Below are 25,228 nucleotides of genomic sequence, written 5' to 3' on the forward strand. Positions count from 1 at the left end.
AAGCGCGCAAGCGGCGCCGGTTCAGGTTCGCCGCGGCGGATACAGCGGCGCCAGGTCAGTGTCGGCGGTGCCCGCAGCCGCCGACCAGTGCGGTCCGTCACGGAAGACCTCGCGCAGGCGCGTGCGCAGCGGCGCCAGATCCCCCTGCCCGCCCCACCGCGCCTGCTGCAGGTCCTGTAGCACTTGACGCTGGGCTGCATCCCCAAGCCGCGCGATGACCTGCTCGATGCGTTCCACACCAGCCATCGCACACAGCTGTGCTTCCACCTGTTCGAAGCCCTCGCCATCCAGCGCGCGGCGCAGTTCTGCCAGGCCGGCACGCCCGCCCGCCGCAGTCGGCACAGAGGCCTTGCCCGCTACTGGCGCCACTGCGCGCGGGCGCCGACCTCGCTGCCAGCCCCACAGGAGAGTCAGCAGCCACAGCAACGCCAGGCCGATGGCCGCCGCCATCCACGGCCACGGACGCTCGGACAGGCCGCTGGCACGCGGATCGGTCGCGGCGATGCGGCTGTCCTGGCCATCGGCGCCCGGCAGCGCGGCATCGGTGTCGATCGGCGGCAATGGCGCCGGTGAGGCAGTGCCGGTGCCGGTGCCGGCCGCGACGGCCAGCGTCAGGTCCGGCAGCTTCGCCTCCTGCGCCCTGCCGTTACGCACATCCCACCAGGGCAGGCGCGGCCCCGGCACCACCAGCGAACCCGGCTGGCGCGGCACGATCGAATAGCGGCGGGTGATCTTCAGGCGCGGCGTGCTGCCGTTGAAGGTCTCTTCGTACTGTGCCGGTTCGGCGAACACCTGCGCATTGGTGCCGACATCCGGCACCGGCAGGTCGGTGAACTGCGCGCGCGTCGCGCCTTCGGCAACCGCTTCGACCACCACGTTGGCGGCCTCACCGGTGCGGGCACTGGTCGGCGCACTGGTGTAGCGCAGCTGCAGGCTCTGCAGTGGCAGCCACGGCTGCGGGGCCTGCGCCGGCTGTGCCTGCACCTGCAGCGTGCGGTCTGCGCCGGTGGCATTCATGCGGCCATCGCCACCGCCGAAGAAGTCGTCGAAGAAGCCACCCGCACTGCGCCCACTGAAACGGGCACCGGCCAGGCGCAACGCGCCACTGCGCTCGGGGATCAGCAGGAAACGCCGTTCGACCACGTTGTAGCGGCGCCCGTTGACCTGGCGTACATCGGTGCGGTCGTCGCCCACACGCTGCAACGACGCGCCCGCCGGGGTATCCAGCACCAGCTCGCCGGAGGCCAGCTGCGAGGCGAAGTACAGCCGCACCACCACGCCCACGCTCTGCTGCACATACGGTGTATCGTCATCGACAACGGTTTCGATGAAGGCCATCGCATTGCTGTCGGGCCCCGCCACGGCGGCCGCATCGACCTGCAGCGTCAGCGGTGCGGTGCGCACACTGCCCACCTGCAGGCCCGGTACCACCAGCGCACCACTACGTCGTGGTGTCAGCGCCACGCCATACAGGTTGCGCTGCTGCATGCTGCCATTGCTCCATTCCACCTGGCGGCTGCTGGTCTGCCCGCTCAGGTCGAAGTCGGTGCGCAATGGCGTGAAGTCAGGGGCGCCCTGGTCGCTCTCGACATTGAGCGTGACCGTGTCGCCCATCGCGATGCGGTCGCGGTCCAGCCACGCGCGCGGCTGCGCCCAGGCCAGCAGCGGCAGCCACAACAGCAGCGCCGCCAGCACCTGTCGAGGCCAGTGCCCGTGCATGTTGATCGACCGCGTCATCGCCCTTCCCTCTTCCTGCGTTCGTTTTCCAGCTGGAACTTGGCCCGCAGCAATGCGCCCGGATCATCCGGCACACGCCGCATCCATGCCTCCACCGCCTGTTGCTCCTCGCGCTGGCGCGGCGTGCGGCCCTCACCACCCGGCACTGGCTTGCCCCCCTTGCCGGCCTCACCCTCGCGTGCCTGCTGCATCGCCTGCTGCATGCGCTGGCGCTGCTGTTCATCGGCCTGCGCCTGCGCCTTGGCATCTTCCACCTGCGGTGGTGCCTGCTGGCCATCGCGGCCACGTTCGCCAGGCTGAGGCTCCGACTGCGCGTTGTTGTCACCCGCCTTGGGCTGGCCCTGCTGGCCCGACGGCGGCTGGCCCTGGCCGGGTTGCTGCTGGCCCTGCTTCGGCTGTCCCTGTGGGTTCTGTTGGCCCTGCGGGCCCTGCGGTTGTTTCTGCTGCCCGTTGTGCGGTGGCTTCTGTTGATCCTGGCCTTGGCCGCCCCCGGATGGCCTGCGCTTGCGTGCGGCATCGACCACGGCACGGTTAGCCACCGCATCGGCCATGCCCGGATGCAGCGCCAGCGCGCGGTCGTAGGCGGCAATTGCGTCGTCGTAGTTGCCTTCGCGTGCCAGCGTGTTGGCCAGGTTGTACCAACCGGCATCGCTGTCGATGCCTTCGAACTGTCTGCGTGCAGTGGCGAAGTCGCCCCTGCGGTAGGCCTGAACCCCCTCGGCCAGGCGTTGATGCTGCAGCTGGTCGCTGCGCTTCCACAGCGTGCCCTGCGCCGGCTGCGAGACAGGCGTCGCAGGGGCCTGCGCCTGCGCGTCATTCATCCATGGCAGCAGACCCACCGCGAGCACCGCAGCCAGCACCGCGCGACGGCGGAAGGCCAGCAATGCCAGCAGCATCACCGGCGGCAGCAACCAGAAGCCTTCGTCACGCCACTGCTTGCCTTCGCCCGGCCGCTGCGCCGCCGTGCCGTCGCGCGCGTCGAGTACACCGAGCGCACGCAGATCGCCGTCATCGGCAGAGATGCGCGCATAGCGGCCGCCACCGGCAGTGGCGACTGCACGCAGGCTGCCCTCATCCAGCGCGGCCTGGCGGATCTGCCCATTGCCATCGCGGTAGGCCGCACCGGCAGGCGTGCCCAGGCCCAGCACCGACACCTGCAGGCCCAGGCTGCGTGCCTGCGCCGCCGCCAGTGCAGCTTCGCTGTCCGCCTGATCGCTGACCAGCAGGATCTGCCCCTGCAACGCGCCGATCTGCCGCATCAAGCGTGTCGCCCAGTCGATGCCGCGGTCGGCACGCTGGCCATCACGCGGCATCACGTCCGGCGACAGCGCATCCAGATACAACGCAACATTGCTGCCGTCGTCGGTCAGCGGCGCCACGGTGTAGGCATCATCGGCATACACCACCAGCCCCACCTGCCCGCCCTGGCGCGCGCGCAGCAGTTCGCCCACTTTCGCCCGCGCCTGCAGCAGGCGCGACGGCGGAAGATCGGTTGCCGTGATCCGGCTGGACAGGTCCAGCACCACCAGCAGCGGTGCGCTGGCCTGGAACATCGGTTGTGCCTGCTGGCGCCAGCTCGGCCCGGCCATGGCCAGCGATGCCAGTGTCCAGCCCAGCAGCAGCGCCCATGGCAGGCGCACTCGACGCTTCGCGCCCGCGGCCAGCAGGTGGGGCAACAGGTGTGCGTCCACCGCCTGCCGCCACGCATCACTGCTTCGCTGCCGGTACATCGCGAGCGCGAGGATCAGGGGCAACGCCAGCAGCGCCCACAACCACTCCGGTCGCAGGAAGTGCAATGCGCTCCAATCGGGGAGATTCGAAGCAAACGCGATCATCGGCGACGCTCCGGCCACAGCCAGGCCAGCACGCCCAGCAGCAACGCTAGCCCCAACGGCCAGGCATAGCGTTCTTCGCGCGGACGCAGGCTCGGCCCCTTCGCGGCGACCGGCTCCAGGCGATCGAGCTCGGCGTAGATCCCGGCCAGCTGCGCGGTGTCACGCGCGCGGAAGAACTGGCCACCGGTCATGCTGGCGATCTTCTTCAGGGTGGCCTCATCGACCGGATCCTGGTCGGTGGAAATCGGGATACCAAACAGGCGCATGCTGCCATCGCCGCCGAATGCAACCGTGTGGATGCGCACGCCTTCGGCGCGCGCGACTTCCGCGGCGCGCAGCGGCTCCAGCACACCGGCGTTGCTGACACCATCGGTCAACAGGATCAGCACGCGCTGTCCCTCCGGCTGGCTGCGCAGGCGCTTCACCGCCAGGCCGATGGCATCACCGATGGCGGTCTCGCGCCCGGCCAGGCCGACCACGCTGTCGCGCAGCTGATCGCGCACGCTGGCCAGGTCTGCGGTAAGCGGCGTAAGCGTGTAGGCGCGATCACCGAAAATCAGCAGGCCGACGCGGTCGCCGGCACGACGATCCAGGAAGTCGGCCAGCACGGCCTTGGCCGCGGTGAGGCGATCAACCGCCTGGGCTCCCAGCACCATGTCACCCTCGCCCATGCTGCCGGACACGTCCATCGCCAGCATCATCTGCCGGCCCTGCTGCGGCGGCGTGATGGCTTCGCCCAGCTGCTGCGGCCGTGCCAGCGCGATGCACAGCGCGCACCAGCCCAGCCATAGCAGCAGCGTGCGCAGCCACGACACGTCGACGCGGCCCCCACCGGACAGCGCTTCGAGCTCGGCGGCGGCGTAGGGCACGCGCAGCGCGGCGCCCGGTTCTGCACGGCGCTTCCACCAGCGCATCAGCAACGGCAACGGCAGCGCGAGCAATGCCAGTGGCCATGCCAGCTGCAGGTCCGGCCATGGCCAATAGGTCGTCCAGAGGTTCATCGGCGGCGCTCCAGCAGCATCGCCAGATAGCGCTCGCGGGCCCAACTGCGCACGGCCGCCACGTCGCTGCTGTCGACGCGTGGGCGATACGCGCCTTCGGCCAGCAGGCTGCGGCGCGCATCGGGCAACGTGCCCTGCGGGTCTACACGCTGCCACCAGGCATCATCGCGCAGCGATTCACTGCCCGGCTTTGCACGGCGTGCGGCACGGCGCAGCAATCCGGCAATGGCCGCCAGTTCGGCCGCAGCGTCGGTGGTGGCTGCCAGTTCGCTATCGAACAGCTGCAACCAACGCTGGCGGCGACGGCGACGCCGCCACATCAGCACGGCGATCACCAACAGCACCAGCACCACCGCCGCGCCGACCATCAGGTAACCGGGGGCAGGCGGCCACCATGAAGGTGCCGGTGGCAACTGCACATCGCGCAGCGGCAGCGCGGCGCTCACGCCGGCACCTCGGTCGGTGATGGCGCCAGCCACGCGTCGCTGGGCGCATCCGTGGACAGCACCTGCACATCGACACGGCGTGCGCCGAGCTGGCGCCGCAGTTCCTGCAGCGGTTCGACGAAGTGTGCCTGCCAATGCGCCTGCACTTCACTGCGGCGCAGGTCGAGGCCGATGCGCTGCTGTGCGGTCTGGAACTGCAGCGCCGCCGAGGGGGGATGCAGTTCCAGCGGATCAACCAGCAGCACCAGGCTGAGATCGTGATGCTGGGCCAGCGCGCTCCAGCGCGCGGGCGGAATGCGGATGGCCTGCTGCGGATCGGCCAGCACCAGCATGCGTGCCCCCGGGCGCAGCACGCGACCGGCATGATCCAGTGCACGCGCCAGGCCCAGATCGTCGACCGGCGGCTGTGCATACCAGCGGGTCAGCGCGTCGAGCACGCGCAGCACGCCGCGTGGCCCGCCCGCAGGGGCAATCGGCGCTTCGCGGTCACTGCCGCGCAGCGCACCCACGCGGTCGCCGCGGCGCTGCGCCGACCACGCGGCAACCGCACCGGCACGGGCGGCCTGTACCGATTTGAAGCGCACGCGCGTGCCGAAGTACAGCGCCGGCGACGTATCGGCCACGATCAGGCTGACCCGCTCGCGCTCGGCCTGGAACAATTTGGTATGGGCGCGGCCGGTGCGCGCAGTCACGCGCCAATCGATGTGGCGCGCGTCGTCGCCAGCTACATATTCGCGCGACTCGGCGTATTCCATGCCGCGGCCGCGCAGTTGGGACGGTGCCTGGCCCGCGTTGCCGGTGCGGCCACGGCGCGGCGGCGGCGGACGCTGTGCCAGCCGCCGTAGCGCGACCAGTTCGGCCAGCTGCGGGCGCAGCCCGTCACCTTCGAGCGCGGACGGTGCCTGTTCCAGGGATGGATCGGTCATGCGCAGGCTCAGGGTGCCGGCACCCGGGCCAGCAGCTCCTGCACCAGGCGCTCGCCGTCCCAGCCCTCGGCGGTGGCTTCATAGCTGGGCAGCACGCGATGGCGCAGCACGTCGGCGGCGACTGCACGCACGTCGTCGGGCGTGACAAAGTCACGGCCGGCCAGCCACGCCCGCGCACGGGCACAGCGCTCCAGTGCGATGGAACCGCGCGGGCTTGCCCCCCAGGCGATGCGGCGGCCGAGGCCGGCGTCGTAGCGCGCGGGATCGCGCGAGGCCAGCACCAGTTCGATCAGGTAGCGCTCCAGTGCCGGTGCCATGTGCAGGTCCAGCACTTCGCGGCGGGCGTCGAACACGTCCTGCATCGGCATCTTGTCCGGCGCCGGCGCAGCCTCGCCCAATGCACCACGGGCACGCTCACGGGCCAGCCGCAGGATTTCCGATTCGGCGGCCTGGTCCGGGTAACCGATGCGCACATGCATCAGGAAACGGTCCAGCTGCGCTTCCGGCAGCGGGAAGGTGCCCTCCTGCTCGATCGGGTTCTGCGTGGCCATCACCAGGAACAGCGGCGGCAGCGCATAGGTATGGCGGCCAACCGTGACCTGGCGCTCGCCCATGGCCTCCAGCAGCGCCGACTGCACCTTGGCCGGTGCCCGGTTGATCTCGTCGGCCAGCAGGATCGGGTGGAAGATCGGGCCGGGCACGAACTCGAAGCGGCCCTCCTGCGGGCGCCAGATCTCGGTGCCGGTGAGGTCGGCCGGCAGCAGGTCGGGGGTGAACTGCACGCGGGCAAAGTCTGCTTCCAGGCGCGAGGCCAGTGCACGGATCGCCGTGGTCTTGGCCAGGCCCGGCGCGCCCTCCACCAGCAGATGGCCGTCGGCCAACAATGCAATCAGCAGGCGTTCGACCAGTGCCGCCTGGCCGACGATCTCGGCCGACAGCGCGTCGCGCAGCTGGGTGAACGCCGCATGCAGGCGGGAGGTGGCCGGCGCGGGCGGCGGCGAGACGGTTTCGGGCATCGGCGGTGGCAGGTTCATGGGGGCCTTTGACCGGCGCAGGACGGCACGGGTTCCCGACATCATCGCAGGGTGCCCTGCGATTGGCATCAAGAACCGCTGAACAGCCGTCCACGCTGGGCATGGATCTGCTTCGTGCATGCCGCCAGCCCAAACGAAGAAGGGCCGCACGGGGCGGCCCTTCTTCGAAGACTCCGGTGCGACGGCTCAGTTCTGCTTGGCCACGCGCAGCACCTTCGGGGTGACGAACACCAGCAGCTCGGCCTTGTCCTTGTTGCGACCGCGCTTCTTGAACAGGTTGCCCAGGAACGGCACGTCGCCCAGGAACGGCACCTTGCTGATGCTGTTGCGATCGGTGAACTCGTAGACGCCACCGATCACCACGGTCTGCCCATCCTCGACCAGCACCGCGGTGTTGACTTCGCGTCGGTTGATCGACGGCACGGTGCCGTAGCCCTCCAGCTGGATCAGCTGGTCGACTTCGTCCTTCTTCACCTGCATGTTGAGGAACACGCGGTTGTCGTTGGTGATGGTCGGGGTGACCTTCAGCTCCAGCACCACTTCCTTGAACTGGACGTTCGGGGTCGCCACGCCGCCAGCGGTACCACCGCTGATGGTGACGTAGCCGATTTCCTTGCCCTGCTTGATCATCGCTTCGCGCTGGTTGGTGGTGACCACGCGCGGGTTGGAGATCACCTCGCCTCGCGACTCCTCCTGCATGGCCGACAGCTCCACGTCCAGCAGGTAACCCGCATTGAGGATGGACAGTGCCAGCGAACCCGGGTTGCTGGCGGCGGCCACCGGCAGGTTCCAGTTCAGGCCACGGGTGATCGCCGAGCCGGACTTCACCGGCGGCGGGCCGACCCGGCCACCGGCTACCCAGTCACGCTCGGCCTTGGCATTGGCCAGGTCGGTCGCAACCTGCGACTCACGGGTCTTCGCATTGGCATCCAGGCTACCGCTGAAGTACACATTGTCGCGGCTGCCGCTGACACCGAACTTCGCGCCCAGCTCGCGGGCGAAGGTGTCGGTAGCGATGACGATGCGGCTTTCGATCAGCACCTGGTCGACCGGGCGGTCGATCACGTTGATCAGCTCGCGCATGCGCGCGATCTTCTTCGGGATGTCGCTGATCATCAGCGTGTTGGTGCGTTCGTCGGCCACGATGCGGCCGCGCGAGGACAGGAAGCCACTGTCTTCCTGCGAGGAGCTGCCCGAACCACCACCACTGCCACCACCACCGCCGCCGCCGATGCCCTTGGCCTCGGTCAGCGCTTTGAAGATCTGCGTGGCGCTGTGGTAGTTGATCTGGATGTAGTCGGTCTGCAGGTCTTCGCGGTTCTCGATGGCGATGCGCGCGTCTTCCTTTTCCTGCTCGAACTTGGCCAGTTCGGCCTGCGGCGCCACCCAGATCACGCTGCCGTCGCGACGCTTGTCCAGGCCCTTGGCGCGCAGGACGATGTCCAGCGCCTGGTCCCACGGCACATTGACCAGGCGCAGGGTCACGTTGCCCTGCACCGAGTCGGACGCCACCACGTTCAGGTTGGACTCCTCGGCGATCAACTGCAGCACGGTGCGCACCGGCACGTCCTGGAAGTTGAAGGTCACCGGCTTGCCGGTGAAGCCGCGCTGGCCGACGGCCTTGGCCGCCTGGGTGACGCTGCCGGCGGTGACCGCACCCACGGCGGCCTGGGCCTGGCGCGGGCTGATCTCGACCACGTATTCGTTGCCGCTCTGGTAGGCCAGCGACTCCACCGCGCCACCGGTGCTCAGCACCAGTTGGGTGCCGGCGCCCGACGGCTTGGCGTCGATGCGCTGTACCGGCGTGGCGAAGTCGGTGACGTTCATCGGCTTCTGCAGGTTGGCCGGCAGCCGGGCATTGCCGACGTCGACCACGACGCTGTTGCCCTGCGTGCGCAGGTCAGGGATCGCGCCCTGCCCGTCGAACTGCACGATCAGGCGCCCGGCGCCGTCATCGCCACGCTTGAAATCGATCTTGGCCACCGACAGGCCCGCCGGCGCGGCGGCCGGTGCCACGGTGGCGCCCACCGGCTTTTCCGCCGGTGCGGCAGCCAGCGCCGGAGCGCAGGCCAGCATCAGCGCGACTCCCAGCGCGCTGACACGGTTCAAGGTAGAGCGCCGGATGGGACGCAGCCCCTTGGCTTGGTGAAAGGTCATCGTGCTATCCCCAGTAAACGATCATTGATCTTCAAGCGAGAGCGTTGCCGGCCGTTCCAGCCAGCCACCCGCGCCATCCGGCACCAGTTCGATCAGCTCCACGCGGTCTTCGAAGACCGCCGTGACCCGCCCGTCGCTCTGCCCCAGGTAACCGCCCGGGCGAACCCGGTAGGTGACCTTGTCCGGCCCCATCACCAGCGCCACGGTACCTGCGCCGGTACCGATGGTGCCGACCATGTCCAGCGCATCCAGCGGGAAGCCTTCCAACGGCTCCTTGCGCCGGTTCGGGTCCGGTCGCAATCCGCCATTCCCCTGCTGCGGATTGGTCCAGGCATCGGTGAACGGATCGCGCATGCCCTGCGCGGAGTATTCAAAGGTCTCGAACTGCTGCATCACCGGCAGCGGCTCCAGCGGTTGCGCCGGTCGCGCGCGCTCGCCTTCCACCCACTTCTCAAGGTTCGGTGCGTCACCGGGCGTGCTGGTCACGCCACGGCCGCAACCAGCCAGCAGCAGCACAGCCAGCACCATCGCACCACGTACGGTCTGCGCGCGCATCACTTCTTGCCCTCCTTGCCAGCGTCGGCCGCCTGCTGCGCCTGCACCTCGGTCTCGTCCAGGTAGCGGTAGGTCTTGACCGTACCGGACAGTTCCAGTGCACCGCTGCGGACGTTGCCGCCGGTCTTTTCCTTGGGCTTGAGGTTGATGTCGTGCATGGTCAGGATCACCACCCGCGGCAGCGAGGCCACGCCGCTGACGAACGCGCCGAACTGGTGGTAACTGCCCACCATGCGCAGCTTGATCGGCTTCTCGGCGTAGAACTCCTTGATCTGCTCCTGCTCCGGCTCGAACAGCTCGTTGGTCAGGCCGCTGGACAGCGCGGTCTGCGAGATGTCGATGATCAGGTCGGGCATTTCGGTCTTGCTCGGCAGCTGCCGCAGCATCTGCTGCAGCACCTGCTCCATCTGCGCCAGCTGCTGCTTCAGCGGCCCCAGGTTCACCGCGCGTTCCTGCTGCTTGGTGAACTCGGTGCGCAGCTCGACTTCCTTCGATTCCAGGCCGGCCAGTTCTTCGCGCTTGCCGCTGATCAGCAGCATCCACGCCACGAACATGATGACCAGCGCCAGCAACGAGCAGAAGACGATCTTGGCCTTCTGCGGCCAGTTGCCGATGTCGTTGAAATCCAGGTTCTTGATGTCGATCTTCTGGCTCATGCGCGGTCCCCCTGCAGCAGCGCATTGAAGGCCTGCGGCGGCTGCGCCAGGCGGCTGCCCTCAGGCTTCGGGGCAGGTGCCGGGGCCGGCGCGGCGGCCGGAGCGGCCGGTTGGTTCGGCTTGGCCGGCGTGGCCGGTGCAGTGGCCGGTGCGGCGGGAGCTGCTGCCGGCTGGCCCGCCGCCGGCGCCGCAGGCGTTGCGGCATCCGGACCTGCGGCCAACGGAGCCACCGGTGCCGGCGCAGCCGTCGCCACCGAGCCATCGGCGTTCAGGCCCGGCGTCGCCGACACCTCTTCGCTCTGTGCCGGCAGTTTCACCTTGACCACGAACACGTAGGGCAGCGCCTTGATGTCGGCCAGCGGGCCGGCCTTGCCGTCCTTGTCCTTCTCCGGGTCACGCGCTTCGATGATCGACAGCTCCGGGTTGGTCATCCAGCCGGAGGTCTCCAGGTTGCGCATGTAGGCCGAAACGCGGGCGTTGGACTGGGTGCGGCCTTCCAGCGTCAGTACATCCCCTTCCTGCTTCAGCGCGGTCAGCACCACGCCGTCGGGGATGGTGCGCACCAGCGCGTCGAACAGGTGGACCATCTGCGAGCGCTTGGCCTGCAGCTCCTCGATCACCTTCTTGCGCGCCAACAGGCGTTCCTTCTGCGCGTCGAGGCGGTCGATCTCCTTGTTCTGTTCCTTGACCTTCTCGATCTCGGCTTCCAGATAAGCATTGCGGTCCATCTGGCCGCTCACCTGACGGTCGTAGTAGAACCAGATCATCAGCGACAGCAGCAGGCCACCGACGGCGGCCATGCCCAGCATTGCGTAGAACTCGCGCTGGCGTTGCTTGCGCCGCTCGGCGCGCCAGGGCAATAGATTGATGCGTGCCATCAGTCAAAGCTCCTCAGCGCCAGACCGGTCGCGATCATCAGCGCGGGGGCATCCTGGGCCAACGCATGCGCGTTCACCTTCGGCCCCAGGGTCATCTGCGCCAGCGGGTTGGCGACCACGGTCGGCACGCCCAGCTGTTCCTCGACCATCTCCGGCAGGCCACCGAGCACGGCGCAGCCGCCGGCCAGCACGATGTGATCGACGCGGTTGAATTCGCTGCCTGCGTAGAAGAACTGCAGCAGGCGGCTGATCTGCTGGACCGTGGCTTCCTTGAACGGCTCCAGCACTTCCATCTCGTAGCTTTCCGGCAGGCCGCCCTGGCGCTTGGCCAGCCCGGCTTCCTCGTAGCTCAGCCCGTAGCGGCGCATGATCTCGTCGGTCAGCTGCTTGCCACCGAACACCTGCTCGCGGCTGTAGAGGCTGCGGCCGCCGCGCAGGACATTGAGGGTGGTCATGGTGGCGCCGATATCGACCAGCGCGACCACGCCGTCGATGGATACCGGCAGCTCGCTGGCGACCAGGGCGTAGGCGTTCTCGACCGCGAAGGCCTCCACGTCCATCACCTTGGCCTGCAGGCCACCGAGTTCCAGCGCGGACTGGCGCAGCTCGACATTCTCCGAACGCGACGCGGCCAGCAGCACCTGGACCATCTCCGGGTTGTTCGGGATCGACCCGATCACCTCGAAGTCCAGGTTCACTTCCTCGATCGGATACGGAATGTAGTTGACCGCTTCCAGCTCGATCTGGGCTTCCATGTCGTTTTCGTCGAGATCGGCCGGCATCGGGATCACCTTGGTGATCACTGCCGACCCCGCGACGGCGGCAGCGGCCACTTTGGCCTTGCTGCCTGAACGGTTCATCGCCCGACGGATGGCCTCACCCACGGCCTCCACTTCAACGATGTTCTTCTCCACCACCGCATTGGGCGGCAGAGGTTCCACAGCGTAATGTTCCACGCGGAAACGATTGCCGCTGCGGGACAGCTGCAAAAGCTTTACCGCAGTCGAACTGATGTCGACGCCTACGAGCGGCGACTGACTTTTTGGGATGAGCCCCACGGTTTCTCCCCTGCCGACGGGCACTTGGACGCAAGACCTGCGCCCAAGCATTAATAACGTATTCTTAGCAAATGGCAACGGCCCTGCTGTGAATTCCTTCACGGATTCACCATGCAGCCCCTGACTGTTCCCCTTGCGCTCCCCGGTGCCGACCCCAGCCGGCACCTTGCGTAATCTATACTCTGCGACCACGAAATTCGCAATCGGAATCTGAACCCGATGACTCGACTCCGCCGCTGGCTGCGCTGGATCTTCTTGATTGTCCTGGTCCTGGCGCTGATCGGCGCGGCCGCCGTGGGCGGTCTGTACTACGCCGTTTCCTCCAAGCTTCCCGACGTGCAGACCCTGCGCGACGTGGAAATGCAGGAGCCGATGTACGTCTATGCTGCCGATGGCAAGCTGATGGCGGTGTTCGGCGAGACCCGGCGGACCCCGATCACCATGAAGGACGTGCCGGAGAAGCTGAAGCAGGCCTTCCTGGCGACCGAGGACGCCCGCTTCTACGAGCACGGCGGCGTGGACTACATGGGCATCGGCCGGGCGGTCTGGCTGCTGGCCACCACCAGCGACAAGCGCGTGCCGGGTGGCTCCACCATCACCCAGCAGGTGGCCCGCCAGTTCTTCCTCAGCTCCGAGTACAGCTACACCCGCAAGCTGGCCGAGATCCTGCTGGCGCGCAAGATCGAGTCCGAGCTGAGCAAGGACGAGATCTTCGAGCTGTACCTGAACAAGAGTTTCTTCGGCAACCGCGCCTACGGCGTGGCCGCTGCCGCCGAGTTCTATTACGGCAAGAAGCTGAACGAGCTGGACCTGGACGAGATGGCCTCGCTGGCCGGCATCCCCAAGTTCCCCTCGTCGGGCAACCCGATCTCCAACCCGGAACGTGCCCGCCAGCGCCGCGACAACTACGTGCTGCAGCGCATGGCCGACCTGAAGTTCGTCAGCCAGGCCGAGGCCGACGCGGCCAAGGCCGTGCCGATGCACGCCACCGCGCATGAGCCGCCGGTGCAGGTCGATGCCCCGTACGTGGCCGAGCTGGTGCGCCAGGAGATGATCGCCCGCTTCGGCGGTGACGTGGTCAACAAGGGCTATCACGTCACCACTACCATCGACTCCACCCTGCAGACCGCCGCGAACCAGTCGGTGCGCGACGGCCTGCTGCTGTACGACCACCGCCACGGCTGGCACGGCGTGGAGAAACAGGTGCAGGTGGGTGCCGGCGAAGACGCCGCCGCCCTGGCCGAGCACCTGCGCGGCATGTACGGCCAGGCCGGCCTGCTGCCGGCGATCGTCGCCAGCACCGGCGCCGACGGCAGCGCCACCGTGGTGCTCGCCAACCGCAGCGAGATCGTGCTGCCGGCCGGTGCCGCCAAGTGGACCAACAAGACCCCGGGCAAGCTGGTGCAGCGCGGCGACATCGTGCGCGTGCGCGCCGGTGCCAAGGAGGGCGAGTGGCTGCTGGACCAGATCCCGCGCGGCCAGTCCGCGCTGGTCTCGCTGGATGCCCACAGCGGCGCGCTGAAGGCGCTGGTGGGTGGCTTCAGCTTCTCCGGCAACAAGTTCAACCGCGCCACCCAGGCCCGTCGCCAGCCGGGTTCGAGCTTCAAGCCGTTCGTCTACGCAGCCGCCTTCGACAAGGGCTACAACCCGGCCTCGATCGTGCTCGACGCCCCGGTCGTGTTCCGCGACCGCCGCGGCAAGACCTGGGCCCCGCAGAACGACGGCGGCGGCTTCCGCGGCCCGATGCGTCTGCGCGAAGCGCTGGTGCAGTCACGCAACCTGGTGTCGGTGCGCCTGCTCGATGGCATGGGCGTGGACTACGCACGCAAGTACATCAGCGAGTTTGGCTTTGCCGAATCGGAGCTGCCGCCGAACCTGTCGATGTCGCTGGGCACCGCCTCGCTGACCCCGCTGTCGGTGGCGCGCGGCTACGCCGTGTTCGCCAACGGCGGCTCGCGCGTGGACACCTGGCTGATCGACCAGGTCAATGACCGCGACGGCAGCCTGGTGTTCAAGGAAAACCCGGCGCTGGCCTGCCGCGACTGCGCCGGCAGCAGCGACCAGCCGGTCAACCAGGTGGTGGACGGCTTCAACTTCGGCGCTCCGGCCCCGAAGGTGGACCCGGCCGCCGCAGCCAAGGCCGAAGCCAAGGTCGAAACCCCGGCGGCACCGGCCAACCCGGATGCCCGCACAGCCCCGCGCGCGATCGACGCCCGCACCGCCTACCAGCTGGTATCGATGATGCGCGACGTGGTCCAGCGCGGTACCGGCGTCCAGGCCAAGGTGCTCGGCCGCGAGGACGTGGGCGGCAAGACCGGCTCCACCAACGACCACCGCGACGCCTGGTTCTCCGGCTTCGGTGGCCCGTACGTGACCACCGTGTGGGTGGGCCGCGACGACTTCCGTTCGCTGGGTTACCGCGAGTACGGCGGCAAGGCGGCCCTGCCGATCTGGATCGACTACATGCGCACCGCGCTGAAGGACACCCCGATCGCGCAGAACGACCCGCCCAGCGGCATGGTCCAGGCCACCCTCAACGGCGCGACCGAGTGGGTGAAGGTGGAAGACATGGACCGCCTGACCGACTACGACCTGAACCTCAATACGCCGCAGGCCGACGCCGCCGCGTTCGATATCTTCTGAGGAAGGGTCCGGTGGGTGCCAACCATGGGTTGATACCGATGCGGCTCTGGTAGAGGCCAACCTTGGTTGGCGCCCCGTGCCGACCAAGGTCGGCACCTACCAGAGCGGTTGCCTCCGCCATACCCACGCGGATGTCACATCCTTGCGCTAGTCTGTAGCCAGGTCGCAACAGGAGTCATCGCATGCATCGCGCCCGTCAGCATGCTGCCAGCCAGACCCGCGAGCGGCGCCATCGCCTCGCCCACGAAGCCGCCCGCCTGATGGCCGAAGGCGGCATCCGCGACTATCACCAGGCCAAGTTGAAGGCCGCCAGCCGGCTCGGCATCCACGACGATGCCTCCCTGCCCCGCAACACCGAGATCGAAGACGCCCTGCGCGAGTACCAGCGGCTGTTCTCCGGCCCCCAGCACGGCAACGAACTGCAGCGCCGCCGCGAAGCCGCGCTGCGTGCGCTGGAGTTCCTGCACGGCTTCGCACCGCGCCTGGCCGGCCCGGTGCTGGAGGGCACCGCCGATGCCAACAGCCCCGTACAGCTGCACCTGCACAGCGACGACCCGGAAGCCGTGCACCGCTTCCTGGACGAGCACGGCATTCCCGCCGAGTCGCGGACGCGCCGACTGCGGATGGACCGCGAACGGAGCCTGGACGTGCCGGTGTGGGTGTTCAGCGCCGAAGAGCTGACCTTCGACCTGGCCGTGCTGCCGTATGACGCCCTGCGCCAGGCGCCCTTGTCGCCGGTGGATGAGAAGCCGATGCGACGCGCGTCTGTCGCACAGTTGCGGCAGCTGCTGGCCGAGGCGGAGATCACCGCGTATATCGGCGGGTAGCGGTAGCTCCGGCCTTGGGTGGTTCCGGCCTTGGTGGGTGCGGACCGTTGGTCCGCACGATGCATCAGGCATCCGGACACCTGGTCCAAGAGCAGCCGAGCATGGCTCGGCTCTACAGAAGGCGCGCTGCCTGCTTCCTTTTTCTGGTGGGTGCGGACCGTTGGTCCGCACTGTGCGTCAGGCATCCGGACACCTGGCCCAAGAGCAGCCGAGCATGGCTCGGCTCTACAGAAGGCGCGCTGCCCTACCAGACATCATGGTGCTGCTCCTCCGGCTCATCGCCAAGCAGGCGCATCAGCCACGGTGCTCCCACCCGCTGCGGGTACGCCATCATCATCCGCGCGTGCATGTTCTGCAGATCGCCCAGCAACCAGGTCTGGTTGTAGACATCGCCGAACGGGTCCGACCACGCCGTCTGTATCCGCGCGCGCTCACCGCCGTTGAGGTTGGGCATCCTGTCCAACGGCACCTCCAGCACCGGCTCCAGCCCCCGGTTGATGGCCGCGTTCTCCGCCTCCGCCGCACGCATGAGCTCCAGCCGGTGGCTCACCTGCCAGCATGGGAAGGGGAAGCAGCTGCCCGTGGCTTCGATGTATGCCGCCATGTCGGCCAGCATATGGGCTTTCAGCTGCCACACCCTCTCACTGTCCAGCAGTTGTCGCACCCGCAGGGTGCGCAGCGTTCCCGCGCGGACGTCTTCCGGCGTGGTGAACGGCTCGCCCGGTGTCGGGCCGCCATGGCGCACCAGCACGATGCGGTGGATCGCTTCCTGGGTGATGTTCTCCACGCGCAGCGCGGCGGCCTCCGGATGCACGCGCGGTGGCGGCACGCTCGCCACCCGCCAGTGGTACCAGAGCACCAGCGCCATGCCCACCAGGCACAACAAGGTGAACTGCACCCAGCGATCCAGATTGCGGGTGTAGTAGTAAAAACGCGCCCGCCACAGATAGAACGTGCGGTAGCTGATGAATCGGCTTACCCATCGATACATTGCCATCTCCTCGGCAAGGACCCCGGCGCGGCGGGGTTCATTACGCGCACCACGCCGGGGCTGCACGGCTTACCAGCCGATGCCCACGCCGACGCCCATGCTGCGCTCACCGCTGTTGGTGAACGCACCATTGAGGCTGAAGGTGGCCGAACCCTTCTCGTTGAGCACGCGCTGGTAGCCCACCGCCATCGCCGACTCACCCTCGCTGTAACCCACGCCCGCACCCAGGCGGTTGTAGGTAGCCAGGCCGGCGGTATTCATCGCCATCGCACTCTGTGCGCTGCTCATCGCCGCCATGCGGTTGAAGCGCTTGTCCATCTTGTCCAGGCGGCGCTCGAAGGTGCTGATCGCACCATCGGTGTACTCGTTGGCCCGGGCAAGCATCTTCTCCAGCTCGGCGGTATCGACCTGCGGCTTGGGCGTGTCGTCCTGCTTCGACTTCGGCTGCGGGGCTGGCTTGTCACCTTCACCGGTTGAGGCGATCTGCGGCGAGCCGCCGGTCTCCGGCGCCGGCGCGGTCTCTTCGGTGGATGGCGAAGGCGTGGATGCTGCCGCCGTGGCGCGGGCCTGCGGCTGACCGTCGATACGCTGCTCCAGCCCATCCATGCGGCCGTTGATCTGCTGCTGCATCGAATGCAGCTGGCCGCCGTTGACCGCATCGCGGCTGCCGGCCGCGATCAGGCCGTTGGCCACGTTGGAGATGACCATGCCGTTGGCACCGGCCAGGGTGAGCTGATGGGTACCGTCTGCGCGGGCCGAGGGGGTTTCCTGGAACACGGAGCGGAGCTGTGATTCGACCTGGTTCACGCGCGAGGTGGTGCTGACGACAGCGCCGTCGAGCGCCATCAGCGCATCCTCGACAGTGTTCTGCGTTCCGCTCTGCACTGAATAAGTAGGGGCAATGATGTTGCCGTTCGCATCCATGCCTGCGCCGCCGCCGAGGGTGGCGAGGGAATCCTTGAGCTGGGAGACGGTGGTGGCGTTGTGGTCGGCGGTGCCGCTGGCGATGTTTGTAAGCCGACGTTGCGACGTTGCATTACCGAAGGATGCCGTCTGCCCCTCCTCTGCAAAGGAACCCGCACCCAGCGCCAATGACCCGGAGGCTGAGTTCTCTACGACGGCGCCCGCTCCAATCGCGACTCCGTTGACTGCATGCACTTGAGCGCCGACGCCCATCGCAAACCCACTGGATGCTTCACCGGAAACCCCCGCCCCACGGCCAACTGCCACTGAGTTCTTTCCCAGCGCTGTTGCGAAAGCTCCCAAGGCAACCCCGCCCTCAGCACCTGCTTTCGCTGAATCACCAACAGCCACCCCAAGCAAGACGGCCTCAGCGCGCTCACTCAACGCGTCGACGCCAACGCTCACATACAGGTTTGCTCCCTCCAGGTGAGAAATTCGACTGTTCGTCGCATACAGCTGCCTCCCAGATACCGCTTCATCACTGCTGTTGTCCAGGACTCCATCCGCCACACCACTGATCTTCCGGTTGGCATTGGCGCTGTTGCGTACGTCCAACGTCGTACCACTGTTCTTCTCTCCCAAACGCACATCGCCAGACGCCCAAACCTGCGCCACCAGCCCGCTCAGCGACGCTGTTTCGGCCAGCGCCTTGGTCGCGTCCGTCTTTGCCACGGTCGCGTCCGCAGCCGCAGAGGTGGCCATGCCTTCCACAGCCCCCACCTTCTCATTGGTGGCATTGAGCTGCCTGCCGTTGACGACCTCGTAGCTGCTGGCGCTGACCACGCCATCGGCCACGCCGGTCAGCTTACGGTTCGCATTTGCGCTATTGCGCACATCCACTACGGTGCCGCTGTTCTTTTCACCCAGGCGGACAATCCCTGTGACCGAAACCTGCCCGACCAGACCACCCAATACGGTGGCCTCAGCCAAGGCCTTGGTGGCATCAACCTGTGCGGCGTTGGCAGTGGCCTGCGCGCCATTCGCGGCATTCTGTGCAGTCGTTACCCGGCCGTTGGTTTCATTCAACTGCTTGCCCGTAATGGCCTCGGTACTGCTGCTGCTGACAGCACCATCCGCCAGGTTGACGATCTTGCGCTTGATACTGGAGCTGCCGACCGAGACCTGATTGATGCCGGTGGTCTGCGAGCCGTTGCCCAGAGCGACACTTCCCGTGTGCGATGCCAGGGCGCGGTCGCCCAACGCAATGGCACTTTCGGCACCCGCCTTTGCAAGATTGCCAAGCGCCGTCGAATACAAACCCGATGCGGCGGCCTCCCGGCCAATGGCGACGGCCTGATTGCCGCTCGCATCTGCCTTGTAGCCCAGCGCGGCGGCATGGGTCGCCGCGGCGGTCGCATCATTGCCTACGGCCACGGCGCGATCACCCACTGCCGAAGCACGCAGGCCTGCCGCCACCGCGCCGTTGCCGCTGCGCGTTGCGGCACCAAGAGCGACTGCCCCCGTGGCGGCGCTCTTATCGCCATTGGCGTCGACACTGGCCCGAGCATCTGCACCAACTGCGATGCTGTTGGTGTTGTACGCCTTCGCTGAGCGCCCCATCGCTACGCTGGCGGTGCTTCCGCTCCCCTCCGCCTCTGCCGCCAGCCCGATAGCCGGGGCGGATGCGTTCAGGCGCGCGGCTGCCGCGTCTGCGACGCGCTGTGCATCTGCCAGCTTGGTGTTGGTGGCATTCAACTGCTTCCCTGACACAGCATCGGTGCTGGACGTACTCAGCGTGGCATCCGCCACGCCCGTGATCTTGCGATTGGCGCTGGCACTGTTGCGGACGTCCAGTACAGAGCCGCTATTGCTTGCACCTATGAGGATATTTCCCGAAGGAGACTTCTCTTTCAAAAGGCCTGAGAGCACATTGGCCTTTGCCAGCGCACTGTCAGCATTGGTCTTGGCAGAGTCCGCGACCGAACGCGCGGCAGAGACATTGCTATTGGTGGCGTGGAGCTGCTTTCCGGTAACGGCATCCGTGCTGCTGGCGCTCAATCGCGCATCTCCCACATTGGTCACTCGCCGCTTGGTTGAGAGGTTGCCCACCGACACGGTGTTCGCCTCATCGGCTATCGAGTGCACACCGAGAGCAACTGCGCCCGTCTTTGACGCCTTGGCGTTGTAGCCAATAGAAACACTGTCGAACTCGGCCCTGGAGCTACCCCCCAACGCGATGGCACCTGAATATCCCGCCGTTCCAGCGAAGGCGTTTCCGCCAATAGCAATACGGGAAACACCTGCGGAACTCTCCACCGTCCTGGCACCGCTGCCCACCGCAATGGAGTTGCTCGCGTATGCCCTGGCGTCATGCCCCAGTGCGGTTGCACCAATTCCTGATGCGATCGAGCTGGCGCCTACGACTGTCGAGTATCCGCTCTTGGCCTCAGACCCGTATCCAACGACGACGTTCCTGTCGCCGCGTGCAATCGATGAATTCCCCACAAGCACACTTCCCAACCCCGACAACGATGATTCGGTGCCGTAGACCACCGATCCCCAGCCACTGATGCTCGACCGTGAACCCAGGATCATCTGCATATCACCGCTGATCGTGGCATTCCGATATTGGCTGTCATTTACCAGAGCCAGCTGGGTGTAACCCGCATTTACCTGGTTCGAAAATGACGAGAAGCGCCACGGAGAGGGCAACAGGAGTTGAGTGGAGTCGGTCCCTTCACGCTCGCCCTCAGCCACTTCCTCCGAGTGCTCGTGCGCTGCGGCAGGGAGGCCCACCAGTGCCGCCACCAGCAATAGTGCCCTGCCTCCAGCGGACTTGCCGCGCGGACTGCTCAACTCACTGCCAACCACCCAGCACTGCTTGGCGGCACTCCAGATACGACGATAGATGTGGTTCATGCTCTCTCCCTTAACAGGACATCGGAAATGAGGCCCCGCGAATAGCGCGGGGCCAGAACGTTCAGGCGCTCGGCGCCAGGGTGGTTGTGTGCTCGCGGTAGCCGTCCTTGGACAGGCGGTAGTGCAGCTGCACGGTATTGCCCGGTTGAGGCTGGAACGGCAGCTTCAGCTCCGCGTCCGGGTACAGGCTTTTGGCAAAGTCGTGGGTGGTACAGGCACCACTGGCGCTGCACTCGGCCAGTCCGGTGATGCCGACCCGCAAGGTCCCCACGTTGCGCAGGGTGTCGCCCTGCAGTTGCAGATCCACGCTGCCGTTGGTGGGCAGCACGTTCACCAGCGCGCCCCAGACCAGGCTGACACCGACGTTGGCCTGTGCCGCCTGCTCGTCACCCTCGAGCAGGGTTCCGTCTGGTCCCCTGACACCCTCGAAGTAGACGCGGTAGGCCACTTCCTTCTCCACGCTGCGTAGCGGAATCACCCGGATCAGGCGATTGCCTCCGCCACTGAGTGCGAACTTCCCAGGCGTGATGGCGACCGCGGCATCGGCCGCCTCCATTTCCACCTCTTCCTCGCCAGCCTGGGCGGGATTCGAGATGCGCAACAGGCGTGCCTGCACGTACTGCGGCTGGGTGGAGTGCGAGTAGACGCGGATCTGCGTACCGCGCTTGCCATCGACGGCCGCGCGCATCGGATGGATCGAGAGGTTGGCATGCGCCGGCGGCGGCAGCAGGGCGCTCAGCGGCAACAGACAGAACAGCAGCTTCTTCATAATGAGGCTCCGTGGGGTCAGGGTTTGGCGGTCGGCACGCGCAGCTCTACCGTCAGCTCGCCGTCGTAGAGACCGGGCCGCTTGCTGGCGATGGGCGTAGGCGGCGTTTCCAGCACCAGCGGCGTGGGCACGCAGTACACGGGTTGATTGATGCCCGGCAGCATCACCAAGCGCAGCTGCGCGCTGTCGATGCCGCGCAGCAGCTGTTCCTCGCCGTGTTTCATGGCCAGCAGGTTTCCGCCGTACTTCAGGCCGACCTGGTAGTCGAGGCGCTGGGTGTCGTCACTGCCGCCATCCCCGTGCCAGACCGCATAGTCACGCCCTGGTGGTGGCCGTGGACCGCTGTCGCGCACGGTGACGCCGAGGAACTCGCTCTGCGAGCCCACGCCGTCGTACAGGCACATGTCCACTTCCTTGTAGCCGCCGACCATCTTGCGGATGGGGTCGTAGCGCAGGTCCATGTTGACCAGCGGTGCGATGCCGTCGAAGCCCGGGAAGTAGATCGAGATCGCGTCGTAGTCGGTGACGGTGAAGTCGAAGTTGAAGGTGGCTGTGGCGACGGGTGCTGCGGCGGGATCAGCTTTGATGTTCAGGCGCATCGTGGCCTTCCAGTGGCCTGCTACGAGCCGCGAGATCTCGCGCTCAGGCAGCCTCAGTTCGAATCCAGTCCCAATCGGTTCGTCTGCTCCGCTTCCCACGCCACATCGAAACCAGAATGCTGAGTACAGAGGCCGCGGAGTTTCCTCCCAGAAGTCACGTGCGCAAATGCGGCCCGACATGATTCTTCGCAAACTTCCAATTGCACGAGCTTCTGCAACCATTCCTGTCCGCTGCTCCACAAAAAGCAGCACCACCTCAGAAGTCCCTGTGATAAGGGGAAGTGCTCCCTCCGTCGGGCATCGCCCAAACTCACTATCAGAAGCAGACCCACAAACCACATGGATCTGCCCATACTTGAACGCCAGGTCATGACTGAACCCCAGCACCGTCCGCGGCGCCCACAGCTCCACATCACCCGGCACCGCCGAGCGATCCCAGCTCAGCACGATGTCCCGGCTCTGGTCCGTCGGATGCGTCTCCGGCGGCCATTGCGCCCACGCCCGCGGCATCACCAGCACCAGCGCACACACCAGCATCAACACACACATCCAACGCCGGCTCATGGCGTCCCTCCTGCAGCAGCGGTCTGGGGCGTGGCGGCAATCAACGCGCGTTCCTGCAGCAGGCGGGTCACGCGGGCCTGCTGGCGGATCTCGGGGGGCAACTGGGCCACGGCCAGCGGCTCGCAGTGCACGGCGCCGACCAGCAGCACCACCTGGCGGCGCTCGCGCACCTGCAGCGGGCAGTGCAGCAGGCGGTCGTCCTGCAGCAGGTACAGCGTTGTTTCGCGACGCGGGAAATCGGCAACGAAGCTGCCGTTGGCGCTGGTGCCGGGCACCGGCGCGTTGAGGATGCGGGCGCCGCCCAGCGGCGACCCCGCAAGGTCCTTGGCATTGCCGATGAAGGTGTAGGTCACTTCGATCGGCACGGGCATGCGCATCAGCTTGCCGGGCGTGAGGAACATCGGCCGTGCACCGCCCACGCCGGTCACGCGGATCGCGGCGATGCTGTCCAGCGTGCTGGCGTCCTGCACTTCGGCGCGCTGCGACTGATAGGCCTGCAGCGGCAGCAGCCGGCGCTCGCCGATCTGCAGACGCTGTCGGCGCAGTCCCCCCACCTGCAATTCCGCGGCCACGCCATGCAGGTCGGCATCGTCGAAACCGTCCACCTGCACGGCCAGGCCGGCCTCGGCGCCGTTGGCACCGCTCCAGAAGAAACCACGACGGCCCAGTGCGAAGCCCGAGCTGTGGCTGCCGCTGTAGCCGGTCTCGCCACGCCCCCGCTGCTGATAGTGCGCGATGCTGGCGGTTGTGTTGCCGGTGCCGTTCTGCAGCTGGCCACTCAGCGATGCGCTGTAGCGATCGTTGTTGTTGGCGCGCAGTTCGGCGTTCAGCTCCCGATAGTGCGTGTCCCGGTCCTGGCGCAGGCTCTGGCCCACGCTGTAGTCGATGGCCGGGCGCTGATGCTGCGGCTGGCGCACGTCCACCGCATAGCGGCGCTGGCCGCTGCTGTCATGGCTGCGCTGCAGGCGGGTCAGGCTGAAGTTGAAGTAGATGCCACGGTCACGCTCGTTGCTGCCGCGCACGCTGTCGGTGCTGCGCTGCTGCCATAGCCCCACGCGCGTGGACACGCTGAAGTCCTGCCAGCGGTGGCTGCGGCTGAAGCTGGCCTGCCAGGTGCGGCTGAGCACGGGCTCGCGGCGCGGTTCCAGCGGACCGGGCGGCAGCAATGGATCCAGCCCGAACAACGGGTCCTGCTCGAATTCAGGCCGATGCCAGCCGGTGCGCCAGGTCTGGCGCCGGGTGTAGCCCACGTAGACGTTGCCGCCGGCCAGCGGCAGCGATACCGAGCCGCTGAGTGAGTTGGTGCAGCCCAGCTGGTCGCGCGCATCGGCCTCGAACTGGCAGGCCTTGCCGCGCTTGCGCTGCTGGTAAAGATTCCACGACGCCTTGCGCCGGTATGACAGCTGGTGCTGCTGACCATTGCTGCCATCGCTGCCGCGCATGCCGCTGAGCGAGGCGCGCATTTCCTGGGTGGCCAGCACGCGGCGCAGGTCCAGGCGCAGCTCGCCGTAGCTGTGGCCGCCGAGGTTGGCGGCACCCGCGGTAAGTGCGGCATCGCGGCCCAGCGGCACGCGCACGCCGGCCATTGCCACGCTTTCTCCATCGAAACGGTCGCTACGGCGCTCGTTGCGACGGCCACCCTGCACGAACCACTGCCACTGGCTGTTGGTCCAGTCGCCGCCCTTGTCGAACGGCGCCTCCTCGGTGCGCACCAGTACACCATCTTCGTAGATGCGCATGCGCACCAGGTAGTTGCCGAAGGGGAAATTGCGGGTGTCGATCTGGTTGATGCCGGCCTGCAGGTAGAAGGTCTGCAGCAGCCGCTCGCCGTCGAACACGTCGACGCGTGCATCGCGCGCCAGCAGCACGGTCAGCGGCGTGGCCTGCACGGCCGCGTCGGTGTCCACATAGGCCTGGGTGGTGCCCACGCGTGCGCCCTGGAAACGGTCCAGCGGCAGCATGCTGAAACTGAAGGTGCCGCCCTGCGGGCTGGACAGGTTGCGGCGGTCCATGCGCCCGGCCTGCAAGTAATGCGCTTGGCCCAGGTCATGGCGGTAATAGACGTTGTCGAACTGGAAGTCGTCGTTGCTGCCACGGCTGCGGTAGCGCTGCTGGGTGTAGTACCAGTCGGCGGACAGGTGGCCGCGATCAAACAGGCCCAGCGTGCCCACGCCGCGCGCGGACAGTGCCTGATAATCGCGACCACCGCTCACATTGAGCGTCTGCTGATGCAGGAAGGCGTTCTCGGCGTTGGCCGTGACCGTGTGGTAACGCTCCGCTGCCGGCTCGCCGGGAATCCACTGACGCGCCACGAACAGGCGCACCGCGCCCTCGCCTTCGTCGTACAGCGCGCGCGCCGCGGTGGGCTCTTCGGGCGGGTCCAGATAGCCGCACCCCGCCGTGGCGCCACCAAAACGGCAGGCCAGGTGGCTGTTGCGCGGCAACGGTTGCGACAGCGCCGGTAGCAACGCAGCCTGTGCTTCGGCAGGCAGGGTCAGCGCCTGCAGCACGCGCGCGGGGTCTTCCAGCTGCACGTGTTCCAGGGTCACGCGTACCGGCGACAGCCCGGCCGAGCGGCCGAACAGCTGGATGTCGAGTTGTTCGGTCTGGCCTTCGACCAGATCCTCGAAGCCGGCGGGGACGCCGTGGGCCGCTACCGAGGGAGCAGCCAGTGCCAGGGCGAGCGCGACCGCCAACCGTGTAACGGCGGGGGCATGTGGGGTCATGGGG

At 67.3% G+C, this 25,228-nt stretch carries 18 protein-coding genes; 2 read left to right on the forward strand and 16 right to left on the reverse strand.

All coding sequences use genetic code 11. From position 1 onward, the window contains the following. Window positions 1-21: 21 nt before the first annotated feature. The 11 genes from AC5P7F_RS04220 to AC5P7F_RS04270 all read right to left on the reverse strand — a co-directional run bounded on the left by AC5P7F_RS04220 (window position 22) and on the right by AC5P7F_RS04270 (window position 12,283). A complete protein-coding gene (locus AC5P7F_RS04220) occupies window positions 22-1,737 on the reverse strand; it encodes a BatD family protein (RefSeq protein WP_164077922.1) in 1,716 nt (571 codons plus the stop codon). Continuing rightward, complete coding sequence (locus AC5P7F_RS04225) at window positions 1,734-3,572, reverse strand: VWA domain-containing protein (RefSeq protein WP_164077923.1); 1,839 nt, start codon at window positions 3,570-3,572, stop codon at window positions 1,734-1,736. Before AC5P7F_RS04225 ends, AC5P7F_RS04220 begins: the two co-directional genes overlap by 4 nt. Then, window positions 3,569-4,573: a vWA domain-containing protein gene (locus AC5P7F_RS04230; protein ID WP_014648252.1), complete on the reverse strand. Its 1,005-nt coding sequence runs from the start codon at window positions 4,571-4,573 to the stop codon at window positions 3,569-3,571. Before AC5P7F_RS04230 ends, AC5P7F_RS04225 begins: the two co-directional genes overlap by 4 nt. Continuing rightward, on the reverse strand, window positions 4,570-5,019 hold the full coding sequence (locus AC5P7F_RS04235) for a DUF4381 family protein (protein ID WP_014648253.1): 450 nt from the start codon (window positions 5,017-5,019) through the stop codon (window positions 4,570-4,572). The genes AC5P7F_RS04230 and AC5P7F_RS04235 overlap by 4 nt, the downstream gene beginning before the upstream one ends. After that, on the reverse strand, window positions 5,016-5,945 hold the full coding sequence (locus tag AC5P7F_RS04240) for a DUF58 domain-containing protein (protein ID WP_046432294.1): 930 nt from the start codon (window positions 5,943-5,945) through the stop codon (window positions 5,016-5,018). The genes AC5P7F_RS04235 and AC5P7F_RS04240 overlap by 4 nt, the downstream gene beginning before the upstream one ends. 8 nt (window positions 5,946-5,953) lie before the next feature. Further along, window positions 5,954-6,979 (reverse strand): AAA family ATPase, encoded by a 1,026-nt coding sequence (locus AC5P7F_RS04245; RefSeq protein ID WP_014648255.1) that lies wholly within the window; start codon window positions 6,977-6,979, stop codon window positions 5,954-5,956. A gap of 186 nt (window positions 6,980-7,165) precedes the next feature. Then, window positions 7,166-9,136, reverse strand: a complete 1,971-nt coding sequence (locus AC5P7F_RS04250; protein ID WP_053495744.1) for a type IV pilus secretin PilQ — start codon at window positions 9,134-9,136, stop codon at window positions 7,166-7,168. A 21-nt stretch (window positions 9,137-9,157) separates the two neighbouring features. Continuing rightward, window positions 9,158-9,691 carry a pilus assembly protein PilP gene (locus tag AC5P7F_RS04255; protein WP_005418914.1) on the reverse strand — a complete coding sequence of 178 codons (534 nt, stop codon included), beginning with the start codon at window positions 9,689-9,691 and terminating at the stop codon, window positions 9,158-9,160. Then, window positions 9,691-10,347, reverse strand: a complete 657-nt coding sequence (locus tag AC5P7F_RS04260; protein WP_005418916.1) for a type IV pilus inner membrane component PilO — start codon at window positions 10,345-10,347, stop codon at window positions 9,691-9,693. Before AC5P7F_RS04260 ends, AC5P7F_RS04255 begins: the two co-directional genes overlap by 1 nt. Next, window positions 10,344-11,225 (reverse strand): PilN domain-containing protein, encoded by an 882-nt coding sequence (locus AC5P7F_RS04265; protein WP_014648259.1) that lies wholly within the window; start codon window positions 11,223-11,225, stop codon window positions 10,344-10,346. Before AC5P7F_RS04265 ends, AC5P7F_RS04260 begins: the two co-directional genes overlap by 4 nt. Beyond that, window positions 11,225-12,283 carry a pilus assembly protein PilM gene (locus tag AC5P7F_RS04270; RefSeq protein WP_046432299.1) on the reverse strand — a complete coding sequence of 353 codons (1,059 nt, stop codon included), beginning with the start codon at window positions 12,281-12,283 and terminating at the stop codon, window positions 11,225-11,227. Before AC5P7F_RS04270 ends, AC5P7F_RS04265 begins: the two co-directional genes overlap by 1 nt. A gap of 219 nt (window positions 12,284-12,502) precedes the next feature. Between AC5P7F_RS04270 and AC5P7F_RS04275 the strand changes: the two genes are divergently transcribed. Further along, entirely contained in the window at window positions 12,503-14,926 is a 2,424-nt protein-coding gene (locus AC5P7F_RS04275) for a PBP1A family penicillin-binding protein (protein ID WP_164077924.1), read from the forward strand. Between the two features lie 182 nt (window positions 14,927-15,108). Then, window positions 15,109-15,753 (forward strand): hypothetical protein, encoded by a 645-nt coding sequence (locus AC5P7F_RS04280; protein ID WP_014648262.1) that lies wholly within the window; start codon window positions 15,109-15,111, stop codon window positions 15,751-15,753. Window positions 15,754-15,997: 244 nt separating this feature from the next. On the opposite strand, the gene AC5P7F_RS04285 is transcribed toward AC5P7F_RS04280, so the two are convergent. From AC5P7F_RS04285 to AC5P7F_RS04305, 5 genes are all read right to left on the reverse strand, one after another. Further along, entirely contained in the window at window positions 15,998-16,744 is a 747-nt protein-coding gene (locus AC5P7F_RS04285; RefSeq protein WP_164077201.1) for a hypothetical protein, read from the reverse strand. Between the two features lie 69 nt (window positions 16,745-16,813). After that, window positions 16,814-20,566 carry an ESPR-type extended signal peptide-containing protein gene (locus tag AC5P7F_RS04290; RefSeq protein WP_164077200.1) on the reverse strand — a complete coding sequence of 1,251 codons (3,753 nt, stop codon included), beginning with the start codon at window positions 20,564-20,566 and terminating at the stop codon, window positions 16,814-16,816. A gap of 61 nt (window positions 20,567-20,627) precedes the next feature. Beyond that, complete coding sequence (locus AC5P7F_RS04295; protein ID WP_164077199.1) at window positions 20,628-21,335, reverse strand: pilus assembly protein; 708 nt, start codon at window positions 21,333-21,335, stop codon at window positions 20,628-20,630. Window positions 21,336-21,352: 17 nt separating this feature from the next. Beyond that, window positions 21,353-22,498 carry a CblD like pilus biogenesis initiator family protein gene (locus AC5P7F_RS04300; protein WP_164077198.1) on the reverse strand — a complete coding sequence of 382 codons (1,146 nt, stop codon included), beginning with the start codon at window positions 22,496-22,498 and terminating at the stop codon, window positions 21,353-21,355. Further along, window positions 22,495-25,224 carry a TcfC E-set like domain-containing protein gene (locus AC5P7F_RS04305; protein ID WP_164077197.1) on the reverse strand — a complete coding sequence of 910 codons (2,730 nt, stop codon included), beginning with the start codon at window positions 25,222-25,224 and terminating at the stop codon, window positions 22,495-22,497. The genes AC5P7F_RS04300 and AC5P7F_RS04305 overlap by 4 nt, the downstream gene beginning before the upstream one ends. Between the last annotated feature and the right edge of the window lie 4 nt (window positions 25,225-25,228).

It is taken from the genome of Stenotrophomonas sp. YJH_SMC_105-26, from assembly GCF_059368915.1.

What these genes read in the sequence shown, in the direction of transcription:
- AC5P7F_RS04220 (WP_164077922.1), bottom strand. Translation starts at nt 1,737, where the DNA reads ATGACGCGGTCGATCAACATGCACGGGCACTGGCCTCGACAGGTGCTG.
- AC5P7F_RS04225 (WP_164077923.1), bottom strand. Translation starts at nt 3,572, where the DNA reads ATGATCGCGTTTGCTTCGAATCTCCCCGATTGGAGCGCATTGCACTTC.
- AC5P7F_RS04230 (WP_014648252.1), bottom strand. Translation starts at nt 4,573, where the DNA reads ATGAACCTCTGGACGACCTATTGGCCATGGCCGGACCTGCAGCTGGCA.
- AC5P7F_RS04240 (WP_046432294.1), bottom strand. Translation starts at nt 5,945, where the DNA reads ATGACCGATCCATCCCTGGAACAGGCACCGTCCGCGCTCGAAGGTGAC.
- AC5P7F_RS04245 (WP_014648255.1), bottom strand. Translation starts at nt 6,979, where the DNA reads ATGAACCTGCCACCGCCGATGCCCGAAACCGTCTCGCCGCCGCCCGCG.
- AC5P7F_RS04250 (WP_053495744.1), bottom strand. Translation starts at nt 9,136, where the DNA reads ATGACCTTTCACCAAGCCAAGGGGCTGCGTCCCATCCGGCGCTCTACC.
- AC5P7F_RS04255 (WP_005418914.1), bottom strand. Translation starts at nt 9,691, where the DNA reads ATGCGCGCGCAGACCGTACGTGGTGCGATGGTGCTGGCTGTGCTGCTG.
- AC5P7F_RS04260 (WP_005418916.1), bottom strand. Translation starts at nt 10,347, where the DNA reads ATGAGCCAGAAGATCGACATCAAGAACCTGGATTTCAACGACATCGGC.
- AC5P7F_RS04265 (WP_014648259.1), bottom strand. Translation starts at nt 11,225, where the DNA reads ATGGCACGCATCAATCTATTGCCCTGGCGCGCCGAGCGGCGCAAGCAA.
- AC5P7F_RS04275 (WP_164077924.1), top strand. Translation starts at nt 12,503, where the DNA reads ATGACTCGACTCCGCCGCTGGCTGCGCTGGATCTTCTTGATTGTCCTG.
- AC5P7F_RS04280 (WP_014648262.1), top strand. Translation starts at nt 15,109, where the DNA reads ATGCATCGCGCCCGTCAGCATGCTGCCAGCCAGACCCGCGAGCGGCGC.
- AC5P7F_RS04285 (WP_164077201.1), bottom strand. Translation starts at nt 16,744, where the DNA reads ATGTATCGATGGGTAAGCCGATTCATCAGCTACCGCACGTTCTATCTG.
- AC5P7F_RS04290 (WP_164077200.1), bottom strand. Translation starts at nt 20,566, where the DNA reads ATGAACCACATCTATCGTCGTATCTGGAGTGCCGCCAAGCAGTGCTGG.
- AC5P7F_RS04295 (WP_164077199.1), bottom strand. Translation starts at nt 21,335, where the DNA reads ATGAAGAAGCTGCTGTTCTGTCTGTTGCCGCTGAGCGCCCTGCTGCCG.
- AC5P7F_RS04300 (WP_164077198.1), bottom strand. Translation starts at nt 22,498, where the DNA reads ATGAGCCGGCGTTGGATGTGTGTGTTGATGCTGGTGTGTGCGCTGGTG.
- AC5P7F_RS04305 (WP_164077197.1), bottom strand. Translation starts at nt 25,224, where the DNA reads ATGACCCCACATGCCCCCGCCGTTACACGGTTGGCGGTCGCGCTCGCC.